Origin of the sequence: Massilia sp. R2A-15, assembly GCF_030704305.1 — a bacterium.
GTDB lineage: Bacteria > Pseudomonadota > Gammaproteobacteria > Burkholderiales > Burkholderiaceae_D > JAFCUW01.
In genome coordinates, this window is record NZ_CP131935.1 from 2,996,860 (window position 1) to 3,020,019 (window position 23,160).

16 protein-coding genes are annotated in these 23,160 nt (G+C 59.3%); 1 reads left to right on the forward strand and 15 read right to left on the reverse strand.

From position 1 onward, the window contains the following. Positions 1–29 precede the first annotated feature (29 nt). The gene (locus tag Q4S45_RS13830; protein ID WP_305505096.1) at positions 30–4,271 is read left to right on the forward strand and encodes a hypothetical protein; all 4,242 of its coding nucleotides are present in this window, start codon (positions 30–32) and stop codon (positions 4,269–4,271) included. Between the two features lie 1,193 nt (positions 4,272–5,464). Here the strand turns inward: Q4S45_RS13830 and Q4S45_RS13835 are convergent. The 15 genes from Q4S45_RS13835 to Q4S45_RS13905 all read right to left on the reverse strand — a co-directional run bounded on the left by Q4S45_RS13835 (position 5,465) and on the right by Q4S45_RS13905 (position 22,676). Continuing rightward, positions 5,465–6,550 carry a hypothetical protein gene (locus Q4S45_RS13835; protein ID WP_305505098.1) on the reverse strand — a complete coding sequence of 362 codons (1,086 nt, stop codon included), beginning with the start codon at positions 6,548–6,550 and terminating at the stop codon, positions 5,465–5,467. A gap of 1,034 nt (positions 6,551–7,584) precedes the next feature. Continuing rightward, complete coding sequence (locus Q4S45_RS13840; RefSeq protein WP_305505100.1) at positions 7,585–8,664, reverse strand: ATPase, T2SS/T4P/T4SS family; 1,080 nt, start codon at positions 8,662–8,664, stop codon at positions 7,585–7,587. Next, positions 8,661–9,860 (reverse strand): TrbI/VirB10 family protein, encoded by a 1,200-nt coding sequence (locus Q4S45_RS13845; protein WP_305505102.1) that lies wholly within the window; start codon positions 9,858–9,860, stop codon positions 8,661–8,663. The genes Q4S45_RS13840 and Q4S45_RS13845 overlap by 4 nt, the downstream gene beginning before the upstream one ends. Beyond that, a complete protein-coding gene (locus Q4S45_RS13850) occupies positions 9,850–10,731 on the reverse strand; it encodes a TrbG/VirB9 family P-type conjugative transfer protein (RefSeq protein ID WP_305505104.1) in 882 nt (293 codons plus the stop codon). The genes Q4S45_RS13845 and Q4S45_RS13850 overlap by 11 nt, the downstream gene beginning before the upstream one ends. Then, a complete protein-coding gene (locus Q4S45_RS13855) occupies positions 10,728–11,519 on the reverse strand; it encodes a type IV secretion system protein (protein WP_305505106.1) in 792 nt (263 codons plus the stop codon). Before Q4S45_RS13855 ends, Q4S45_RS13850 begins: the two co-directional genes overlap by 4 nt. Continuing rightward, complete coding sequence (locus tag Q4S45_RS13860; protein WP_305505108.1) at positions 11,520–11,675, reverse strand: hypothetical protein; 156 nt, start codon at positions 11,673–11,675, stop codon at positions 11,520–11,522. 17 nt (positions 11,676–11,692) lie between these two features. After that, positions 11,693–12,679, reverse strand: a complete 987-nt coding sequence (locus tag Q4S45_RS13865) for a type IV secretion system protein (RefSeq protein ID WP_305505110.1) — start codon at positions 12,677–12,679, stop codon at positions 11,693–11,695. 363 nt (positions 12,680–13,042) lie between these two features. Then, positions 13,043–13,765 (reverse strand): type IV secretion system protein, encoded by a 723-nt coding sequence (locus Q4S45_RS13870; protein ID WP_305505112.1) that lies wholly within the window; start codon positions 13,763–13,765, stop codon positions 13,043–13,045. Continuing rightward, positions 13,765–16,254, reverse strand: a complete 2,490-nt coding sequence (locus Q4S45_RS13875; protein WP_305505114.1) for a conjugal transfer protein TrbE — start codon at positions 16,252–16,254, stop codon at positions 13,765–13,767. Before Q4S45_RS13875 ends, Q4S45_RS13870 begins: the two co-directional genes overlap by 1 nt. Continuing rightward, entirely contained in the window at positions 16,235–16,591 is a 357-nt protein-coding gene (locus Q4S45_RS13880) for a VirB3 family type IV secretion system protein (RefSeq protein WP_305505116.1), read from the reverse strand. Before Q4S45_RS13880 ends, Q4S45_RS13875 begins: the two co-directional genes overlap by 20 nt. After that, entirely contained in the window at positions 16,592–16,951 is a 360-nt protein-coding gene (locus tag Q4S45_RS13885; protein ID WP_305505118.1) for a TrbC/VirB2 family protein, read from the reverse strand. An 18-nt stretch (positions 16,952–16,969) separates the two neighbouring features. Then, positions 16,970–17,536 (reverse strand): lytic transglycosylase domain-containing protein, encoded by a 567-nt coding sequence (locus tag Q4S45_RS13890; RefSeq protein WP_305505120.1) that lies wholly within the window; start codon positions 17,534–17,536, stop codon positions 16,970–16,972. 232 nt (positions 17,537–17,768) lie between these two features. Next, a complete protein-coding gene (gene mobF / locus Q4S45_RS13895) occupies positions 17,769–20,702 on the reverse strand; it encodes a MobF family relaxase (protein WP_305505122.1) in 2,934 nt (977 codons plus the stop codon). Further along, the gene (locus Q4S45_RS13900; RefSeq protein ID WP_305505124.1) at positions 20,689–22,314 is read right to left on the reverse strand and encodes a type IV secretion system DNA-binding domain-containing protein; all 1,626 of its coding nucleotides are present in this window, start codon (positions 22,312–22,314) and stop codon (positions 20,689–20,691) included. Before Q4S45_RS13900 ends, mobF begins: the two co-directional genes overlap by 14 nt. Next, entirely contained in the window at positions 22,311–22,676 is a 366-nt protein-coding gene (locus Q4S45_RS13905; protein WP_305505125.1) for a hypothetical protein, read from the reverse strand. The genes Q4S45_RS13900 and Q4S45_RS13905 overlap by 4 nt, the downstream gene beginning before the upstream one ends. Positions 22,677–23,160 lie beyond the last annotated feature (484 nt).

The window sequence follows — 23,160 nt, forward strand, 5'->3', positions numbered from 1 at the left end:
CTGACCAGCCATTGTAGTACTCTACTACAATGCAAATTGAACTATTACGCACCTTTGGGGTATATACGGAACCTCAGCTCGAGGAGGATGAGGTCGACTGGCACGAGTATTTTGGCTCGAACCGGAACCGTCTGACGTGGGAGGACCTTCATCAAAAGCGCTTAACGGTGGTTCTCGGTGAAGCTGGTATCGGAAAAACGGTCGAATTCCAGCTGGAAGCAAAGCGACTCATGGCTGCCGGCCGGCCCGCATTCTTGCTGCCATTGAACATCCTCAGGACAAGGGATGATTGGCAGTTGGCACTAGGTGATACGCTGCCGGCTTTCACGGCCTGGCAGACAAGCACTGAGGAGGCCTTTTTCTTCTTGGACGCCGTCGATGAGGCTAGGCTGCAATCCCATGCAGACTTCACCCGTGCGGTCTGGATAGTTCGAGATGCACTAGCGCCCCACATGGCGCGCGTCCGACTTGCAATTTCGTCACGCGTGACTGACTGGACGGTGCCGGAGGTAAGCGGAGCGCTTACGACGCAACTCTTACAACCGATAAATCAAGCTCTGGCTCAAGCAAGCGCATGCATACCACCCGCAGACGAACAAAAAACCACTGCTGAACCCCAGAATGAGAGTGCAGAAGAGTTGTTTGTCACAACACTCGACGCTCTGTCACGCGAAGAAGCACAGCGCTGCGCCCGACACTTTGGTTTACAAGACGATGCGCCCTTCTGGGCCGCAGTGGATGACGGGGACTACGAATTTATGGCGAGTCGGCCTCTCGACTTGCGCTGGATGGTCGAACTGTGGAATCAGCGAAGGGTTCTCGGAACTTACACTCAGCTCATAGACGCGAACATAGCAGCAAGGCTTAGCGAATTCAATCCACACTACCAGCAGGCTCGAAAGGCGCTAGCTGAGGTGCAGCTACGCGATGGAGCCGCTGAACTGGCTGCCGCAGCAGAATTTGGCGCATTTCCCTTTATAGCCCTGCGACAGACTAATCCTGCCGAGACGCGCATTCTTGACGCGTTTGAGGTGCTTCGTGGCTGGAAGCCTGCCGACGTCCATCTGTTGCTAGCTACTGCAATATTCGACGAAGCCAGCTTCGACCGAGTTAAGTTCCACCACCGCTCCGTTCGAGAGTACCTAGCCGCGCGATGGGTGGATGCCAGGCTGGCCCAAGGCGTCCCATTGGGCCGGCTTGAACCACTTTTTGCTGGTCGGCCAAATGGCGAGCTAACACTTATCTCCTCACGACGTCCGGTGTTGGCCTGGTTAGCGGCCATTAATGTGCGTGCACGCGCATGGGTGGTCTCCAAGTTCCCCGAAATATTGCTGCATAATGGCGACCCGCAGTCTTGGGACCAACGTTCCGCAGACCTTGCTTTCAATGCAATTATTGCGGGAACGAAAACAAGCCCTCGAGTCAGCGGGTGGTTTAAGAGCGCTAGCGAATACTTACGGGTCAGTCGCGCTCTCAGTCCAGGTCAAATTGCGGCAGTCTTATGTGACGACGGTGCTTCGGTTCAGGCGAGGTCCATTGCATATCGTTTGGCTCAGCATGGAAAACTCGAAGACTGCGCCGCCCCAGCCTTTGCAATTTACCGGGATACGACACGCCCAGAGTGGGAGCGCGCGGCGGCGTTGGCCATTCTGGAAGTGGCAGGCACGTCGGCGCATCGTGACCAAGTGCTTGCCGACATTGAGTCCGGCGCGTTTAAGAGTAACCGACTCATCGCCCACGCTCTCGTCTGCATTAACTGGTCAGAATTCACGCCAGCCAGATTGGCAGCAATCTTCGGCCGCACGCAGAGCGAAGGAGATTTCGGCTCTGGGCCGATGGCCGATGCGGTGAAGAGGGACATGCTCCCGAAAACCACCCTGTCGAACGCGACTCTTATACTTACAGCTATTCTTGAGAGCCTCCCGCATCCAGCCGAGGGCAAACCATTTGCACGGTTTCCTGTCGAGAACCAACCCGAACGCGCATGGCTTCTGGACGTTCTACCTGACTGCTTCGAGCGAGTTCTCGACTTGGCGAAGGAAACCGACATTCTGTCGCTACCGCCCCTTGTGGAAGCGGCTGAGCGAATTGAAGCGATGCGTGATAGCGGATTTACTGACCGCGATGAATTCAAACGCCTGCATGAAGCCATCAAAGCGCGACCTGCCCTTCGCTGGAACATCGCGCTTGCAATTTCTCGCTCCGAAGACATTCGCTTCTCAACGAACCGCCTTGTCTGGACCAACTCATGTATCGTTACCTTTGACGTTGAAGACTTGCCCGAACTGACGCACCGTGCGCAGGAAATGCCCATCCCTTTAGAAGAACAAGAAGTCTGGTTCCAAGTTGGCACTGAAGTGGCGTTCAGATTAGGGACGGGACGAGAACGCGTATTGGCGTTACGCGCCCTGTGTGGACCTATGAAAGGACCGCGTTTAGCCACGGTGCTACACAGGTATAAGCAGTGGCAGACGGGAGTACGCACTCGACGAGGATGGGAGCTTCAACAACGAACCAAGAAGGCAATGCAGGAAGTCGACCTTGCTCACCTCAAGGCGAACCTTCTTTCTAAGAGTGCCGGCATCACAGACGGGTCTGATTTCGGAAGTCTGCAACACCTCCTGTCTTTCGCCTATCGGAGCTCAAGTTCGAGCGATGGTGATGGGGTCGACCTTGATGTTCTCGTCTCACGATTCGGGCGTGAAGTCGCAGCGGCCTTTAGCGCCGGTCTGAAGGCCTACTGGAAGAAAGCCAGTCCACCAAATCCCTCAAACTATCCCAATGGTAGCGTACCGTGGGGGGCTCTCGCTGCACTCGCGGGAGCAACCCTATCCGCGAGCGAGGGAATAGATTTCTCAGGCCTTCCGACGGCAGAAGTGGAGGCCGCTGCCCAGATTGCCGTGTGGTCGCTTCCCGGACCGCCAAGCTGGCTCGAATCCCTTCATAAGGCTCGACCTGTAGAAGTCGAAGCTGCGCTGAACCCCTGGGTATTAAAGGAGGCCAAAGACTCGGTGCCTGGCAACGGAGTACGGGGTGCGTTCGCTATGGCAATGCGTTGTCCACCATCCATTCGGCGTGGTCTTCTCGCTGGAACAACTCCGCTCGTCCTTAGCGGAGCCGTGAAAAACAAAGATGTTTTGAAGAAACTGGTTCCCGCACTCTACGAAGACGGTCTCATGTCACCAGCGGACTTCGACTCAGTATGCCAAATTGAGCTTGACTCTATAAAGACCGAGTCCGGTAGAGTTCAAGACTTGTCATGGCTGCAGCTCTGGGCAACCGCTAGGCCGCACATCGCTTGGAATTGGTTCAAGCAACATCTCTCTAGATTGGATAGCGAAAAGGACCTTCAGGTCGCCAATTTTGCGGCTGCCATGGCCGGTCTGCAATGGGCTCAACAACCGTGGAATTCAGCCACAATTGACTTGCTGCTCGAAGTCTCGGAGGTACTACGTCTGCATAGCTCGATTGTTACAAACGAGGACGATGAGGACGCTGCGTTTTTTGGCCCGCCAACAAAGCAGATGTTCTACGCCATTGCAAAAGAATTTATAAATATGCGAGGAGCGCCTGGGCACAACGCTCTTCTTAAGTTAATAGCTGGGGAGTCTGGTACCGAGCGTCGGTGGGACCTTGTTGGCTTTTTAGCTCAACACGCTGAGCTTGATGCCGCTGCAGGACAACAGTGGGATATTGAACGGCTGCGCAACATTCATTCAGCCTTTGATTCCGAACCGCGAAACGAGGCGCAACTCTACGACCAGGTACTAGCACGCTTGGAAGAAGTTCGAACCTCAATTGAAGAGGGACCATTCAGCGAGCGAAAACTCTTTGTGCCCGGGATGCTCGAGAAATATCTTCAGCTCTGGCTTGCCGCCAAATTCCAAGACACTCAAAACCTTCGTTTTAGCATTCATCGGGAGGAAGAAGTGGATGACGATAAGCGCACTGACATTCAGTTGGCCTGCGCGACGGCAAAAGTGTGCGTGGAAATCAAGCCGCTCGACAGAACTCGTCCGTACTCAGCGTCGTCCCTAGTAGAAGACACACTGAAGCGACAATTGGTGGGTCAGTACCTCAAGGGACGTAACAGTACGAGGGGAATATTGGTGTTGATGCAGCTTGACGATAAACGATGGGCGCTCCCGAGCGGAACGGGTCGCAGCTTCACCGAGTTAGTTGAATTCTTGCAGAACGCCGCAAACCAGATAAAGCTCATTTCACCAACTGTTGCAGAACTCCATGTTTTCGGAATTCGCTGCTTTAATTAACCCATCCTGAAATACGCGTGAAAGACGGCTCGAACACCTATGCGCTTGCCGGGATTGCCCGGTGGCTAAGGCAGACAAATCACAAATCGCGCTACGGCGCGTGTGACTTCTCGGCGTTCGAGACCCCGTGATAGGTCACGGTCGTCGGAACGCTAGCGGGAGCAGCTCGGCGCGCTCAGCCTATAGACCGTCGTACCCGCGCAGGCGGGTACCTATACTGAGCGCGCCGTCGAGGTGGGCTACTTGGCGTGCACGACCGTCGGCCCTTGGTACTCACCCCCGAGGACGCAGCATTGTGGTTACATGCGGAACTGCCATCGGAGCAAGCGGAATTTTTGCTGCGCTCCATGGCGCTGGGTCCCGAATTTTTCAGCTGCTATAAGGTAGATCGATCAATGGGGAACGTGCGAAACCAAGGGGCGCACGTCGCGCAGCGGATCGATTGAAAGTTCCGGCGCTGAAACTACGAAATAGCTATAGCAGCCCCGCATCGCCCTGTCTTACGCGGCTGAACCCCGCTTCCGACGGCCGCTTCAGGACAGCGCAGCGTGGAGTGGGATAACACGGGCTTATTTCTCGAAGAATCGTTCTCGGCGTTAGAAAGGAATTCGCGAACCCGGCGCAAGATTGATCGAGCTGAGTCAATAGAACGGCGAAAGTGGAGCGCAGGCTAGCACGCGCTATACTGTATGCATGTACAGTCACCTCAAGCGGTTGCGCGACTTCGGAAAGCGTAAGGCGGATCGAGATATCTCGTTAGAATCGGGCATCGTCGGGCACATCAGCAAATTTCGGCAAGGTAATGAAGTAGTCGCGGCTGCCTACGCTGCGGGCGGCGCTGGGCAGCCTGGCACCATCTTGCCCCTGCTGTATCGGGCGCGGCTTGTAACGATGCAAGGCAACGGAATGCTGATTCAAGGATGGGAGCGGCCCCTTGGGTGCGAACAGGTCGACACGGACAAGAATAAGCAGGAGTGGTCTGTCAAGCTCTTCGCCGACGCACCGCCCGTCCCGCCTCCGTCCGAGCGCCTGGGTTAGTTCCACCTGCAAGGGGTCAAGACCTCGTCCCTTGGCGCTGCGGGCTAGGCAACTCAACGGCTGGGATGCCCCCTGGTTCAAAATCTGCGGACGAGGTGGCCTTCGGTGCACGGCATGCTGCGAAATATTGCCGATTGATCTTTTTTTGTTCGCCCTCATACTGCCCTGCGCGACGGCTGCCTATTTCCATTCCGACCTGTACCACGCTGCTTGCCGGGCGCGACCGGTGCCGCCAACCCGTAGTCCTTGTGCACCACGCCGCGCGGCGAGTCAGCATTGACCATCGCCGGACGCACCCACACCACCTTGCGCTCGAGCTGTCGAAGATGGCCCCGGCGCAGGTGCATGCGCGGGCTGACGTGGTGGCCCGTGTATCCGTCGCGCCCCGGCTTTCCAGCATCGTCTGAAATCTGCAGTACCTTGTACGAGAAGAATGGTTGCTTACCCTTTTCCACGCGCTTTTTGTTGAGGACCTCCGGCCGCGCGACGTCAGCTGCCGTCACGTTCGCGCAGTTAATCACACTGCATGCCTGAATCAGCATGAGCATCTCGTCGTGCGCATCGAGCATGATCTGTGCATTCGCCTTCGCGCGGCTGCCATACGCGACAAGCGTCGCCTCGAAGACTTCTGGCAGAATCGGAAAGGGCTCCGCGGCAATTTGCATGGATTTGGCGTGCGCGTGACCTGCGGCGATCTTTGCGTCCAGCGCGATGCGGCTCGCGGGCAAGGTCTCGACCGGGTTCAGCTGGGCGAGTTCATTCTCGTAGGGGATAAACGCCCCGCCTAGTGCGACGGTCCATCGCTTCTGCACCGGGCCCCAATAGATCGGCACCACGAACGTGCCGCCGCCTTCAAATGCATCGAAAAAGGTGTTCAAACCAGGCAGCGGTTCGAACTGCCGGTGATCCCAGCACAAAGCGATCCGTTTGGTCGCCGGCGCTTGTTCGAATTCTCCAAGGTATGCCGGACAGTCTTCCTCCTTGAACCAGGGCGCCTCGAACGCCACACACGGATAGGGAAGCCGCATCAGATCCAGATGCGCCTGTCGCAGCGCATCCGTCTCGACCAGGTTGCAGCAGTTCGGCAAGATGAATTTCACACAGGAGCGCAACATCACAATCAGACGGTGCAGTACCCGAGCGGTGTGCGGCGCGATCTGCGTCAGCGCGGCGGCAGTCTCACGCAAATCGTCAATCGCGTGCGCGCAGTAGTTCAGCGCTTGAACTTGGTCGTGTTTCATGCAAACCTCCGGAGATATCGACACTTCGCTCGCTAACGCTGCCGCCCTTTTGCTTTGTTAGGCGCACGCTGCTCAGCGCCCGGCTTGGCCACCTGCTTTGCTTCGTGAGGCGACTGCGACGCGGCGTGCGGGTGCGCAACGCGATGCGGCGCGCTCTTCTCCCGTCCGGAAACCGGAACTCCCAGCGCGCCGCCGAACTCGGGCTGGTCGTGCGAGCGTGCCCCCAGATGGGCGGACGGCTGGGGCGCGCGCTTCTGCCGCTCGGCTCTGCCGGCGGCCTCGATCCTCCTCGCTTGCTCCCGGCGTGGGTCCGCCGGGCCTCTCGGGCCGGCATCCGGCCGCATCAAATCCGGTCCCACGCCTTCGGCCTTGGGTGGCACCCCTACCTTTCTCTTCCCGTCGGTCTTGTGGTTAAGCGCGCGATTCACCAAGTATCCGCCCGCAATCCCGGTAAGCAGGTGAATCGTCCCGTGACGGAGCGCCGCTGCCGTCGACAAGCGTCCTGCCATATAGGGATGCTCCTTATCGACGCCAGTTTTCTTCTTTTGTTCTACGCCCTGTTCGGCGTCCTTCTTCGGTTGAGCGGCGTTCTTTTTTCCAGGTTCTGACGGGACGGCGCCTGCCGGGACGGGTCGGGCTCGATGTTTCGCACCGTCCCTGTGTTCCAGTCCCGCCGTGCGCTTTGAGGGAGTCGCCCTCTTTTCCTGGGCATTCGCGGTCGAAACAGATTTCGAATTGGATTTCGCCAAGGCCGGGGCCAGGCCAGTATCGGCGCCGCCCCCAAGACGCGTGTCTGCTGCGTGACGGGCCTTCGGTGCTTGCTGCACGGCGTCCCGAACGACGGGCGGGGACGTGCCGGTCCGGCCTGATGGTGGGAGGGTAGAGGTCGATTTCATGATGAGTCTTCCAGGTCAGATGTCCTCGGCACCCGGCCGAACGGTCTTACTCGAATTGCTATCGCTGGCTGCGCCCACATCGGTCAGGTTCCAGGCGGACTCGCGTGCGAACGAACCGGCGTCTGTACAACACTCGCGTCAGGTCAGCAACGACAGCCGGTACATCGGGTCGTAATAAATCGATGGCACGAACCGTCTGCCGGTAGCACGGTCGAATTTCAGCTGCACGACCACGTTGACCGTCATGTACAACATGTTCTGGATCGTCGCCAAATCAATCCCCTGCCCAGTCGGCGAAGACTTGATCAGCAGCGCCAGCCGCACGTAGGCGTCGCGCGTCGTGTTCGCGTGCGTGGTCGTCAGGCCGCCGGGGTGGCCGGAACTGAGCACGCCGGCAAGGTAAAACATCGCCTCGGCGCCACGCAGCTCGGCCAGGATCACCCGGGTCGGCGTTTTGCGCATGCACGAATGCACGACATCCTCGGCACCTGCCCCCTCCCCATCAGTCGCCTTCCGGTAAAAAAGGGCGTTGCTGTTCGGATGATTATTGAGTGGCATTTCGGGCGTATCCTCGACCGTGATCAGACGGTCTGCCGGATCGATCAGTTCGATGAGCGAGCGGATGTAAGAAGTCTTCCCACAGCCCGTTGCGCCCGACACCACGATGTTCTGATACAGCCCGATTGCGCGCTCGACGAAGGACGCCCACTGCCCCCCACAAGCCAGTTCCCACAGTGTCCGTTCATCGTCGCTGATATGCTGCGCATAAAACGCGCGCCGGTCTGCACTTAGGTTCAAGGCAAAATCGTGCCTGGTATTGGCGTAGTAGGCCTCCGCCACTAGGCTGCCATGGGGGAAAGCGCCCCCGGCATGCTTGCGAACGTTTAAGTAAATGGTACTTTCCGGCGCGGTCGGCGGGTGCGTCATTTCGATCCGCTCGCCGCTCGGCAAATGGGCTGACAGACTGGTGTGCGTCCGATCGAACGGTTTGCTGACGTAGTTGGCCAGGTTAGCGCCGATCGCGTCCAGAACGCCGTAGTCGAGTTCAGCCACCACCACCCGCACCCACAGGCCGCGCTTCCACAGCCAGACCTCGCCGGGACGGTTCACCGCGATTTCCTGGACGTCGGGGTCAGCCAGAAACGGCGCGAGCAAACGCAGGCGGTGGTTCATCGCTGCGAGCGATTCCTTCGTCTGCCTGGGCGTCAATGCGCTCATCGCTGCCCCACCGTCTCGAGTGCATAGACGCCGGAGAAGTCCAGATCGCGCGCCGCCGTAATTCCCACCCGCGCGCCATGCGGCATCGACATCGACGGCATGATGTCGCCATTCTGCTTCAGAATTTCGCCGGCCGCGGTGACGCCCGTGGCCTGGGTGTTGCCAAGGTTGATCTGGGTATTGCCACCGCTGCCGCGCGCGGTACTGACGGCGATACCATCCTGCAGCACCGAGAACATCAGCGCGCCGCCGTAGCGGTCCCAAAACTTCGCATCCACCTTGCCCGCCAAGCCAGCGCGTCCCAGCGGATCGGTGCCCGGCGAAACGAGGTTGACCACGACCCCGGTCGGCGTGACGGCGCGCGTCCACAAAACGAAGATCGCCGTGACGCCGCGCGCCACGGCGCGGGTATACTCGCCGTCGACCTTGGTGCCGCGCTCCAGCAATACCACCTTGCCGTCCATCGAATACACCGGGTAATCGGTAAGACAGCTTGTGAAACCCATTTGGTCGGTCTGGATGGCAGTATCCAGACTGCAGGTGATGCTGGTTCCCTTGAGCAGGGTCATGTGCTGGTGGCCGATGCGCGCAGCCGATGCCGGCGGCGTTGTTGTCCCCACCAGCAAACCGGAAAGACCGGTCTGGCCGGACAGGTCGGCTCCCGCCGCCGGCGCAACGGGTCTGTCCGACATCGGCACTGCGGGGGCATTTGCCGCGGCCGCCGCGTCCGGCGCCGCTGCATCAACGCTGCCGAAGCCGCCGGATAAGCGCCGCGCGATCGCAGCCTGCCGTTCTGGGTTGACCGGGGCCGAGGCATGCGCGCCGCCCCCCGCATCGCCTTGAAGCGGCACCTGTCCTTGCGCCATCGCGGACTCCGGCGGCATCCCAGGCGGCAGGTTGGGTGGGCTTTGCGCAAGGCCGACCTGGGGGCTGGCGGGCGGCGCAACTGGCGTCAAATCCAGCGGCACATGCAGCGTGGGGGCCGCGGACGGCGTGGCGCTGCTTGTCGCCGGCAGCACGGGGCCGTTCGACCGGACGACTTTGAAATATAAGCCCCCGAGCAGGACCGCCGATCCGGCGACGGCAGTGAAGACGCCGATCATTTTCTGGCCGGGAGTCGCGCCGACCGCAGCTGCCTCTTGTAAGCCATTGCGATCGTGCTCCGAGACCGGTGGCCTGCGCTTGTTAAGGAACATCTGGTTCTCCCTTCACCTTGCGCTGCACCGCCTGCGACGAGGTATAAGTTGCGCTAGCCCCGCTTGTACGGAAGTTGCCATTGATCAGGCAGGCGGCGACCTGGTCGCGCCTGAATACGAGTCGGCGAGCAGTCCGATGCACGATCAAGACATCTCTCTCGACATGGAAATTGACCCGAGATTCCTTGCCGTCTTCGTCCACGGCAAAAACAACCGGCATGGGATTGTTCGGAGCAAACTCAATGTAGGTCATCTCGCCGTTATCGTACGCCGCGGTTGGCAGCAGTTCATCAGGGCCGATGAAATCGTAGTTGCCATTCAGGGTGCCGCTCCCGGCGCTGCCTGTCACCGTTTTTGCGATAGCGGCCCGCAGCGCACTGCTCAGCTGCTGGTCGATCGCCAGCTTCCCCTCACCCGCCAACGCTTCCGGTGTCGATATCGGCGCACCGACTGGCTCCGGCGGATATTTGAAATCGAGGTGGTACGGCAAGCCGCCCAAGCGATCGGTCATCACCAGGTCGAACCAGTACTTGCGCCGGTTGGTGATTACCCGCAGATTGGTGTCAGCCACTGCCGCCTTCGGCTTGATGAACATGACGTTGCCGACGGTCTTGACATACCATGCCTCGCGGTCGCCCATTGCAAACTCGATCGATGTCTCCGCTTTGCCGAATTCGATCTCCAGCATGCGGCCCACCATCGCTTGCACGACCACGATGTCGCCGGTGTAGGGAATGGTCCTGAAGTGATTTGCTTGCGCACGCGCGTGCGTCGCGCTCTTGCCGACACCCTTCTTACTTGCGCCAGACGCGGGGGCAACGCCCGCGCAGCACACGGCCAAAATGCACGCGACCAGCGGCCCTCGCATCATTTCGAGCGCTCCGCGACGACACCCACGGTCGCAGGGACGACCGGAAACACCGCAGTCGACGGTTCCCCTTCCGCCGATCGTATCCGCATTTCCTCCGACTCTTCATCGCGCCGGTAGTTCAGCGCCTGGAATCCGGCGAAGTTGACCGCGACGCCCTCCGGGGTCTTCGGGATCGCAGCTGCGTCGTATGTGAAGGTCAGGGTAGAGGCGAAATGCTGCGTGGTCGGCTCGCTGGTGCCAACGTGTCTCTCCTTGGAATACCGGACCTGGGCCACGCGATATTTCGGTGAGTCGGTTGGCAGGAACGACACGCTGATGTTGGTGAGCTTGATCTGGTCCCTGACGCCGAGCGTGCTGATTAGAGAATGCGGATTTCTGTCGGCGCGATATTCCGCATCCCAGGCACCGCGCATGCCGGGGTCGCTCATGACGTACACCGTCACATAGTTGTTCTCGGCCTCCCCACGCGTAAATCCCTCGCGCGCCTTGGTGTAGCGCACCAGGTCGGCGACCATCATCCTCTCGTTGGCGGGGTCACCGAGGTTGACGCGTTCAATGCCGACAGTGACGTCCGCCGCTCCAGTCAGCCGGTCCACCCTGGCGATCACGGGAACAAATTCGTGCAGCATGACCATCGACACGGATGACACCATTCCGACCGTGGCTACCGTCCACCCCAGAAATGCGAAAGTGCGCCAGGCTTTGACCGATTTTTTCAGACCGTCGATGAACGACTCGTCGAAGCTGACGCTCTCCGCAAAAAAATGCGTAGTGGAATCCGCGTCCATTTAAACGCCCTCGGCGGCCGGACACACGACGTCGGCCGCGGCGACGGGAACGCTCGGCTGGTTCACATGACGCGCCGTGCCGGTGCAGCCCGGCGACGCGGCGGCGGCACACCCGGCAAGGGACAATACCCAAATAACAATGATGAGGATTTTCACAAGCGCTCCGAGGAATGTCAGTGTCGAAAATGCTGGAGGATTCTCCCGGCCCCGCTACCTGCCGAGCCGCCGCTGCCGCCCGTCAGGCTGGCGACCATGGATTTCATGTCGATCGCTACCAAGATCATTGTCATGAAGACGAAGTTGATTTCGACAACGAGAGCAACGATATTGAAAAGCTGCGAAGCGGAGGTATGCGGCGCACTTGAAGCGGGTACCGGAGTGTTGTTCGCCCAAGCCTTAATTGCATCGGCGACCGCGGCAGCGTACGACGAGGTACCACCAGACGCTGTCAGCCCCTTGATCATTGACTCCATTTGAGTCATGAAGGTTTGAGCGATTCCAATGAAGAAGACGACGAACAGTGTTGAGATCACAGCCAAAAAAATAAAGTACAGTACCGTGCTCAACCACGAATAAAAATAGTTTTTTGATTGGGGCCAGAATAAACAAAGAACAAAAAACGGCCCGACTACTAGCACGATCCCCAAGCCAATTTTCGCGTACATGAGGTTGAATGCACAAGCAACTAGTAAAACGCAACCGACGAGTGTTACGTCAATCACCGCGAAGAAAAGCAATACACCGCCACCGATATTCCATGCAACAAACGCATCGACAGCGCCCGTGGCAATGCCAGCCACCATCGCTTCGAGATTTCCAGCTAAAGTATCGAGAAGCTGGGTGGGACTGCTCGAGTTGCCCACTGCGGCTGACAAGGCGGTAGGCAGCCCCGTTAGAGCTGAAGAAATCCACGGCCCATAATATATTCCGGACGCCATCAGCACAAACATCATTCCCACACCCCTCGACATCCAGTCGAGCATCGGGTTGTTGATCTTTCCTTCCAAGATCAGCGCGGAGTAGACCAGTAAGGAAATTCCCAGCATTGCCCAGCCTATTGGCATGACATACGCGCTCATCCCAGCAGCCGCGTTGGATGTCACGGCTGCGAACTTGCTGTCGACCTCGCCGAAAAGATCGGAAAATGCGTGGCTAGGCACATTCTGCTCCTCATTTGGAAGTTTGGAACTTTGCGATCACTTGCCAGCACCTTTAACTCCCCAACGTAGCTCGGGGGGCGTACATTCTTTAAATTCGCTTTCCCTGAGGCGCTTATCCAGAATCACATTTACCTTGTCCATAATCGCGCAACTTGAGTCGCGTTTCCCGTTCCGTATTTCGCCATTGCATGCGTCGACAATCCGTACCCAGGGAGCAAAATCACGGGCGCAATATTGGGCCGCCAAAGCTGCAGCTGCCGGGTCGGTGGCCACTTCGCGATGGCTGCACGCAGCGAGTAATAGTGAGCTCAGAAATGTGCAAGAAACATATGATCTATTCACGTTAAACCTCTTTGTCGGCGACTAGTTATTGGCAGCGTTCGCGCCCCAGCGCAGATTCATCGGCGCCATCAATGCTTGCTGAGTCGTCTGCGCGTTGCGCGCGCGCGCCAGGTCTTCGTCAGCGCGCTGCATCATCGCAACGGTCTGCAGCTTCATCTGTTCGTTCTGCATTTTCACCTGCTCGACTGCGATCCGCGCCTGCAGGTCCTGCATGGCTTTCGGGTCCGGGCTCGACGTGATGGCGTTCACGAATTGCTGCAACCGCCCGATGTTGCCCGCGGTTTGGTCGTAGCCCGCTTGGCCGACGTACTTATTCATGGCCAAGGTCTGCCAGCTCCGGTTGCACGCCTCAACCGACCCCGCGCTGACGGAAGCCGATCTGCACGACTGCGCCTGATTGGCGGCGGCGATCTGATTCAGCGTGCCGCTGATGCCCGCCAGCGAGCCACCCTGTCCACTTTTAAGCGCCGCGTAGGCACGCTGATAGTCCGCCGGCAGGAACTGCGCTAACAGGTCGTTATTCATCAGCAAGCCAACGTTGCGCAAACCGTTGAGCGCGTGATAACTCTGCTGAAGTTGCACGTATTGCTGCTGCAGCAGCACCACCTGCTTCGCATACTGCGCAATATTGGCGACCTGATTGGCGCTGGCGGTGGCATCGTAGACCACCGTCACGGGCGTTCCCGCACGTGTCGCGCCGGCCAAAACCATGAGAATTGCGAAGGCAACCGACTTCTGAATCATCACGTCCTCCATTTGAAGAACTCTGGGAGCCAGGCCTGCGGCTCATTGCCCAGCCTAGCCATAAGATCGCGGGCGATCACGGTGTTGTCGGTGCTGCCGGACAGTACGGCCAGCAGGTCGTTCATGCCGGTCAGGTCCAGACAAATAACGACTGATTCGTTGGCCTTCTTCAGCAAAAACTTACCCGGCCGGTCGAGCATCCCTTCCCTGATCAACAAGAATTCCGCCTCGGTAAACTTGCAGCCGTCGACATAGTCCTTGCGATCTGCGGTGGGATTTGGAAATGCGACCTTGAGCGGAAACTGATTGATCAATGTGGCCGCAAGCACCCCGCCGCTAACGTCGGCGGCGTTCTGCAGGCTCAGACCGATCACGCCATCCTGCTTGCGGATCCTGCGCGCCTTGATCTCGATAATCTCCTGAAGAAAGCAGTCCTTGAGCGCGGTCGCCGCTTCGTCAATATCGATCGAATGCGGGCTTCCCGCAGCGGCTAGGTTGATCTTGTGCATGATGTACATGAGAATCGGCGTCCGCGCATAAGGCAGGGATAGGAAGGTCGTCATGTCGAAGCCAAAATCGTTCGCACCGTCCAAATCCAGCAAGTCCTCGTCGTTATCGAGTATCCAGGCCTCGTTGCCGCCCTCGACCCAGCGCGAGAGCGCGCCGTGTAGCGTATTCCTGCCCTTTGGCAGCAAATCCCGGATGCGCGCTAACCTGCGGCCGCCTTCGAGCGCGTACACTGCGTCAACCGCCTTCCTCAGACACTCCGCGTCTTCGCTGCATGGCTCGTACCCGGGATCCTGACTGGCGCACCAGGAGACCAGACCGATGATGAATTGCCGGCTTTCTTCCGTGTCGGGCAGCGAAAATGGGGCTATCCCCGTCGGTTCGCCGGTCTTGAAGCGGAAGTACCGGCCACCCAGAGCCTTGATAAAAATCTCCTGTCCACAATCGGCGTCGAAAGCGAAACTTTTGTAGGGGCGGGGTCCGCGCATCGTGCGTTTTCGGGTGAGCGCACGGATAAAGGTCTGCACAACGGTCTTGCCGGCACCATTTCCGCCAATGAACACCACGTTGCCGCTCTCCTTGCGCATCACCCTCTCGCACGACCCGCCGCTTTCCGCGTCCTCATCGGCCGACTCTTCGTATTCCAATTGCCGTTCCGATGCCTGCACAGAGTTGCGGCTGACGTGGTAATTCAAAAAATAGGGCGCCCCGCTGGTCGTCTCCAGCATTACCAGCGGCATGCCCCACTGGCTCCCCTGAGCGTTCCCGGTGGGAAAATTATGCATCGGGAACAAACTGCTGAAATTGTCGGTACTGACTGGCATTGCGCGCAGCCGTCCCATCGAGAAGTTTGCCGGCAGCATGCTGAAGTACTGAGTGATCAGCGTCCCGCGCCGCTCGCGTGTCACCGCCAGCGCCTTCGCTTCCAGCGCGGCCACCGCCTCGGCAACTCCTGCGTTCACCTCCGCAATGGTGTCGCCGTAAATAGTGAGGATAAATTCGTGTTCCGCGACCCCATATTTTCCAGCTTGCAGCTGCTCTAACGCTTCCTTCAACTGCTTTTCCATCAGACTGTTTTGCTCGGCGCTTGCAATTTGCGACAGCTGCGTGCGCAAGAATCTATCGGCCTTGTTCATCGGCAGGAACGCCAGCGATTGGCTCAGCACATATTCGCAGCGCGCCCGCAGCAGTCCATGCAGCAGATCGGCGCCAATCTCCATGTCGCCGCGGCCATACGGCGCCTTCAGCCCAAGAATTCCGGCAAAACGCGAACTGGTCGGCGTCTCGATCTCGACGATCTCGGCACCGAAATGCAGGTCATTGCGCTGGATCGCGTAACGGACCGAAGCGCTGTTAAGCGCGACGGGACCGCTGTCACCGCCATTTAGCAAGGTCGAATAGAAATGCGCCAGATCCGACGTCACGACACCGTCTTCGCCGACGACACTGCCGAGGCGCATAGGGTGGTAGCGGCGCAAACTGACCATCAACTGCTTCACAATCTTCTCGAGCTCGTCGACGCCCGCGCGGATCAGACGCGTACGCTGAGCACGTGTATCTGCAAGCGCGCCCGCCAGTTTCTCCGCCCGGCCTGGCGTTGGCCGATAGACCGGCGAGAGGTAGAGGTCGATCGCATAAAAATCCCGGGCAGCGAGGCGCTCGGCGTACTGCCGGCCGAGCTCGGCCGAAAACCAGTTGTCGTACTCGATCCCGGACATGTCGTAACGGATTTTGCGGCGCACGATGTGGCTCCACAGCGCCACGCGGGTGTTTCTTGCACCAAGGGTATTAATGGCCGAAAACCACTGGCGCGAGCAGCCATTGATCTCGTCGGCAGAGAGCGTTTCGAAAGGGATACCGGAGAGCCGGATGGTCTGGGTCAGGTCGCCGTCGAGAGTGCCGCAGGTGTATTTGTCATACTGGCGGCTGAACGGGATATGGCGCGTCGCCGTCATCTCCCGCTCATTGGTCGAGATCGGCATAATTGCGCTCTCCCAATCGGTGCGTACTGGCGGAAAATGTGACAACCCCCTTCCCGTGCAGATCCTTATTCCTGACCGCACGGGGAAGCAATCCCGTCCATGCGAACATCGTATGCTCGACCGTGGCCCGCGTCGCGGCAACCCAGTGATAGTCCTCCGCTGTCTTGATGACAAACCAGAGGTGCACTGGCAGAAACGCCGCAGCCCACACACCGAATAGCCAGAAGAGCGACAAGCCGGCGATGCACTCGGCGATGAAGACGTTGATCGGAACATAAGCGATCACGGCCGGCCGCTGGCCGGCGCGGATGATGGTGCTCCTGTCGAGGCTGTCCACTCAGACTCCCTGGATGCCGACCGACGCGGAAACGGCGCCTTTGATAAAGGAGACGATCGACACGACGCCAAAAGCAAGAGCGGTACCGATCATCGAGGTGACGAACATTTTTTTCGGATCGTGGGTGCCCAGAAAATTCCCCATTTTCCAGTTGATTGCACACACCAGGATCGAAAGCGCGCCCAGAACGCCGACCAGGCCGTAGATCGTGTTGAAGATCTGCTCGGCCGTTCCGCGCAGACTCTGCGCCTGCGCTGGGCTGGCGACCAGCAATGCGGCATAGCCGCACAAAATGGCAATCGTATATTTTTTGGCGAAGCGGTCGGTTAGTAACACCACCATCACTTTTTGCAATCCCATGATCTCTCCCTGGCTAATTTATTTTTCGAACAATTCCGCCGATTCGGATTGCACCGGTTCCGCGGTCGGGGACGTAACGTGCCCGATATATCGCACCGCTCCGCTCGGCGATAACCGTCGCCGGAGATCGCTTGTCGCGTTCGCCATGATCGCAGTCGCGTAGACATTGCTGACCGGGGCGTATAAATTTCCCGAGTTATATCCGCGCAGTGCGGCGAACACAGCATCCGCGTTTCGAAATCCCGCTTTGATTGCCTTCGAATGGAAGCTTGAAAATATCTGCTGCCCGACCCTCAAATTCTCACAGCCATCGAACGCCTGCCTCCACGTTATGCCAAGCGATTTGATATTCGATGAATGAATCTGCGCCAGTCCCACAGAAAAAGTTTTCCCGTGTTTCGTCAGTGCCTCGGCAGCTGACACCGCTTCATGCAGGCTACGCGGCTGCGGAAAAAATCCTTCTTTGCCGTCCAGCCCAATCGCAAAAGGATTGCCGTTCGATTCACGCTGCACCAACGCCGTCATGAGGCCGGCGCTTATTTCTGGCGCACACCGCTCTATTTGCGGGTGAACGTTCATATCCATGGATACACAAACCCCTTTAAGGTTCTTATAGATGAGCTACTCAGCAGTCGAAACACATGTTAGAGGGTATAAAAAAGACAATCAACACATACTCAGCGGTGGATTACGCGCGATCAAACTCGCGAATTTGCCATTAAAAACCGGAAATCATTACCCAAGAAAACGATGCTATGTGGCTAGGCAGAATATGAATTTCGGGAATTGTCCAGGGAAGGAATTTGGCGATAAGCGATCAACGCGTGCGGTTCTTCGCAGCGTACGAAGTGCGAAGCGCGGACTGCTTCGGAGGCGCCTTTTGCCACGCGCTGGCGCGCCGCATGGCGGCGGCCATCATCTTGCGTTCCAGATCATTACCGCGCAATTCGAGCGCGGCAAACTTTTTCGGCTCGCGCGCCATGACTTCAGTCATCCTCGCACGGCTGTCGGTATAAATGGTAAGTTCATGGCGCGGTCGGGAGATGGCCACATAGAACACAGCGCGGTTGCTCGTCAGGCTCTTGGTGTCGGCGTCGATCAGGACCCGGTGCGTCGTCAGTCCTTGCGCGCTGTTGACCGTGCTGGCGTAGCCGTGCTGCAGATGCAAGGGGGCAGCGCGGGACAGCACCGCGCCATTGCTGAGCTGGATGCCGTTCTTATTGATGGCCCCGACCTGCCAGCGCTCGCCGTTAGCGAGGCCAAGCTGGGTGTTGTTGCGCGTGATGCGAACCCAGTCGCCGCGCGCCAGCGGCAGGGTCTGCCGGGTAAACACCGACATGCTGCGCAGCTTTGCTGGGTCGACGACGATGGCCCTACCCTGCGGTTCGCGCACCGTGAGCCGGTTATCCTTATCGACAACGTATTCGACTTCGTAATACTCGCGCCGGGCAAGCCCTTGGCCGGCCGCACCCTCGAGCATAATGAACTGGCCGGGGGAAAAACTGCCTGCCATTTTTTTCTCGGCGCGCGTCATGTCCACACTGTCGTAGGTTGCAATCTGGTGCTCGTCCGGCAGGCGCAGTTGGGCCCGGACCAGCGCGTTGAGGCTTTGGCGCGCGGCGTTGGTTCCGGCCACCAGCAGAGTGCGCTCGCGTTCTGCTGGTGGCAAGGCAGCATAGTCGCTGGCGATCCGCTGGTGTCGGACTGGCGCCGCGGCGATTTCGATGGTGTGCGAGTTCAGCTTCTGCACGGCGGCGTCGATGCGGCCGCCGGCCGCGCTGACGACGGCCGCCTTGAGCTCCGGCGTCTGCTGGCGGACAATTTCCGTCAGATGGGCCGTCGACATGCCCGCTCCCTGCAGCTGTTCGAACGGTTTGCCCGACTCCACCGACTGGGTCTGGCGGACGTCGCCGATCAGCACCAACCGCGCGCCCGTGCCTTCTACCAGCTCCATGAGCTCCCGCATCTGGTGCGCCGGCACGACGCTCGACTCGTCGAGGAACACGATCGCTTTCGGCGACAATGCCCGCTGGTCCTCCTTGCGCAGCAGGAACGATGCCAGTGTCTGCGACCGCATGCCGAGATCGAGCAGCGCCTTATTTTGCGACGCGTAAGGGGCAATGCCGACCACCGTGTAGCCTTCGCGCAGCGCCGCACCGACCGCTTCCGCCTTGATGATGTCTACCGCGGCACTGAGCATGTGACTCTTGCCGGTTCCCGCATAGCCCTGAATGCCCACTACCCGATTGCTCGTGGTGAGAATCAAGGAGGCCGCGGCGAGCTGCCCTTCGTTCAGGCCGGCCCCCTCGAACATCGCCCGCGCCTCATGCGCGGTCTTGACGGGCGCTACGGCATTCCTTCCTTTCTCCTCGATAGCGAGGATGGCGCGCTCGGTTGCCAGCATCGACGGGGTGGTGAACCGACCCTCGGCCTCGACGAGGCGTCCGCTGCCGATCGACTCGCCCACCAGCTTTTCTGCCTGCGCCTGCGGCAAGCCGGATTGCATCATGGTTAGGCCCACCCATGAAGCGCGCGTCAGCTTGTCGCCGTGGTGCGCGGCGTGGAACTGCGCGCTCTGGAACTTGGTGGCGTGCTCCTGCTCGCGCGAGAACGACCTCGCGCTCTGGTATAGCGGTAATTCGGCGACCAGGCGCCCGTCCCGCACAGCTGCCGCCAGCTCCGCCTCGATGGCCGCGAAGGAACCGAGGCTGCGCGTGACGGCGCGCTCGAGCAGCTCGCCGTGCGTAAAGATGCCCTGGCGTTCCGCCAGATGCTCGATCGCGAAGTCCACCGCCCGGCGCGCGCTGTCGTCAAGTTGGGCCACGGCGATCATCCCGAGGCGGCCGCCAGGCTCGCGCGGCAAAGCGCGGGACAGATCGACTTTTGCTTCGGCCAGTGCGGCGGTCCACTCGGCCCGCAGCGATGCGCGGTCAACTTTGACTTTCTTTGGCCGCGTCGCCGTCGTGATGGCTTGCTTGAGCGCGCCACTGGCGTGCGCGCGGTCCAGGCCCCGGATGGCAAGCGCCGCCTCGACCTGCCGCGCGCGCTGGCTGAAGACATCGATGGCCTGGTCCGGCACGTCCGCCAGTTCGAAGCCATCACGGGTACTGCGGATCGCATATCCCTGCGCGAGCAGGTTTTGCGCCAACTGGGAACGGTAATAGGCGCCGACCAGGCGGACGCTCTTGAGCATGTCATCGTTAGTCAGCGCGACCCAGCGGCCATCGTCGCGCTGGGTCATGTTCATCGCGATGGCATGGGTGTGCAGCTGGGGATCCTGCGAGCGCGACAGGTCGTGCCGGAATGCAGCCACCACCAAGTTGCCGCTGCGCTGGCGGTAGCTGACGCCGTTGACTTTTTTGCGCGCCAGCACTTTCGTTTCGAGCATGGCAATGGCGGCCCGCACCGAGTCGTCGTGCGCCCGAACGATCGCGGCGTCGTGGTTGACGAGCGCGGCGATACTGACGCTTTTCGGCGCGCTGAAGGTAAAATCGATCCCCAGCCGCGGCGCCGAGTCCTTGCCGTCGCCCTGCTTGTGGGTGATGCGCGTGCGGATCTGCCGGCCATCCGGCAAGATCCCTTCCAGCAGGTTTTTGAAGGTGTCGCGGTCAACGTCGCCAGCAAGCGCCAGCAGTTCGGTGCCCTTGCCTTCCCACTGTCCTTGGTGGTCGTCCTCCAGGTAATAGTCGTCCTCGTTCTCGTAGTAACTTTGCGCGCCCTTCGACGACGAAATGAATTTAAACGAGAGCATCGCCGCCACCAAACAAAGGCTTTCCAGCGCGCTGCACGCTGATCGGTGTCGTCCACTTCGCCGCAATCAGCAACAATGGCTCGACCACGACCGGGCGCGTCTGGTAGCGCACCCGCACCCGCGCCAGGGCGATGTCTCCGGCAAATTTCAGGTAGCCGTGCAGGTCCGGCAAGGTATGGATTTCCGACGGCAGCACCAGCCGTTCCCGCACCGACTCGCGCGAGGTGCTGGCGCGGCTCCCGCTGCCGATTCCGCCGGTGCTGACGCTTTTTTTCATGCGCACCACCTCGTGCTCGCCCAGCCCCTTCGAGATTTCCTCCGCGGTGTACGTATCCATTTCGCTGATGCCCAGACTGAGCGTGTTGCGAAAACTGTTCTTCAGGGTCGTGGCGTCGTTCTTGCCGTAGGTCTGATCGAGCTGGGCATAAGACTGGATCCCTGGGAGTATCCGGAAGCCGTGCTTGCGCCCCTTCGTCGCCGCCGCCCCCATGTAGTTCAGCTTTTCCAACGAATCCAGCTCGTCGACAATCAGGTGCAGCACTTGTGACTGGCCTGCGTCGGTCGACAGTGACGCGGCGCAGATGACGTCGACCCAGCACGAGATCAGCGGCTTGAGCGACTGCAGCATGTCTTCGCGCCACGTCACCCACATGTTTCCGTTACCGTTGGCGAGCCAGTCGCGGATCGAAAACGGCGCTTCGTCCGGGTTCATCGCGGACAAGAACTTGTGCGGCGTGATGTACTGGGTGAGCACCGCGCGCACGGAGCCGAGCGTCTCGTCGGCGCCATGGAACATGCCGGCCGCCGAAGTATCGGCAAGCATGGCCTGCAGCCCTTCGTTACTTGCAATCGTCAGCCAGTACACGAGCATCTCAGTGGTCCCCGCGCCGCTCGCTGCCAGCTTGAGCATGACTTCGCTCGTAATGGTGCGCGCCATCGCATTCCAGCCCTCCTGTTCGGTGGACGGCGAACGCGGAATGATCGAGACGGCGAACTGCGTCACGTCGTAAGCGGTAACGATCTCGTTGAAGATCGACCAGGCCTCCCCGCGCTGGTCGAAGGGATTGAGAATTACCTCGCCTTCGCGGTAGAAGTGCTGCATGAAGCCGCCGTTGGGGTCGATGCAGATGATGCGGTCGCCGCGCGCTAGCGCGCTCTCGATGTACTCGGCGATCGCCTGCGATTTGCCGGACCCGGTGGAACCGGTGACCGACAGGTGTTCCCGTTCGGTCCTGGTCGGGATCGGAATGCCGGCAATCGACAACTGCGGAACATTCTCCTGCGTGTTGTCTTTGAGTTCTGCCGCGCTGACCATTTTCGGGCCGCGCAGCTTGTACAGGTAGTTCGCGCCGCCGAAGCCGGTTCGCAGGTACTGGTTGACCGTGACGAAGATCGCGAAGCCGGATGCGAATCCGATCCCGGGCAATATCCACAGACGCGGCTCACCGGGCGTGGCGAGCATCGCATACCAGTACGCCGCCGCTACCCTGCTCGGCGGGATCGTGTAAATCAGTTTCACGCCCCACACCCACCCGACGACGACCATTGCCACCATCAGCAGAAACAGGTAGCCTTTGGCACGGTCGTCGTAGCGTCCTTCCCCGGCGCTCATTGGCCGCCCCGTTTCAGCAGATGCTCGATGGTGCGCATGTCGATGTATTTATCCACTTGTGCGCGAGCCGTAGGCGGCACCGACGGATACAGCAACAGCAAGATCGCTGCAGACATGCTCAGCGCAACCGGCGCCTCGTGGACATCAACCAGCTGCCCGATCAGCCTGGTAACCGCATGCGCGTTGTCCGCCAGGCTGTCGATCTTGCGCACCAGATCGGTCGCTGTAAAATCGCCGCCACCGCCATTTCCAAAATAAATTCGCTTGATATGGGCACTCTTGTTTGTCTCTCCGTTTAGCTTCATGCGGCGTAGAATAATTTCCTCTTCTTCCGCACTGAGTTTCATTGTCAATGAAGGCATGTTTTACTTTCGAAAATAAAATATCAACGTATTCAATCGTTTGCACGGCCGGGTATTACTGGAGGCGCCAGGTATTACCGCAACTATAGGCTCAGCCATAGGCGCTTCGATTGAACATGTAATGTGCGTATGGTGTATATCAAACTGGGACGCCAAACAGTTCGGACCGGGCATCAAACCAAGCCGCACTAGCGGGCAAACGGGAGGGCAGACATTGCAAACCGGATAGCAAATCAGGGCGGCGGCTTGTTTTGCGCAAAGCTGTGCGGCGCAGTGGCATTGCCGTTCTGCATCAAAAAGCGTATGGGCAATGCTGTTGGCTTTTTCTGTGCGCGTCGTTAACTAATCCGACGATTCCAGCATCAATCGCTGAATTCCTTTGCGCCAAACAATAAAAAACTACAGGTGGCATACGCAAGAAGACAAAGCGGCGCATAAAAAACACAGGTAACCACAAATCCCCCTACCTGTCTTCGATTCGTCG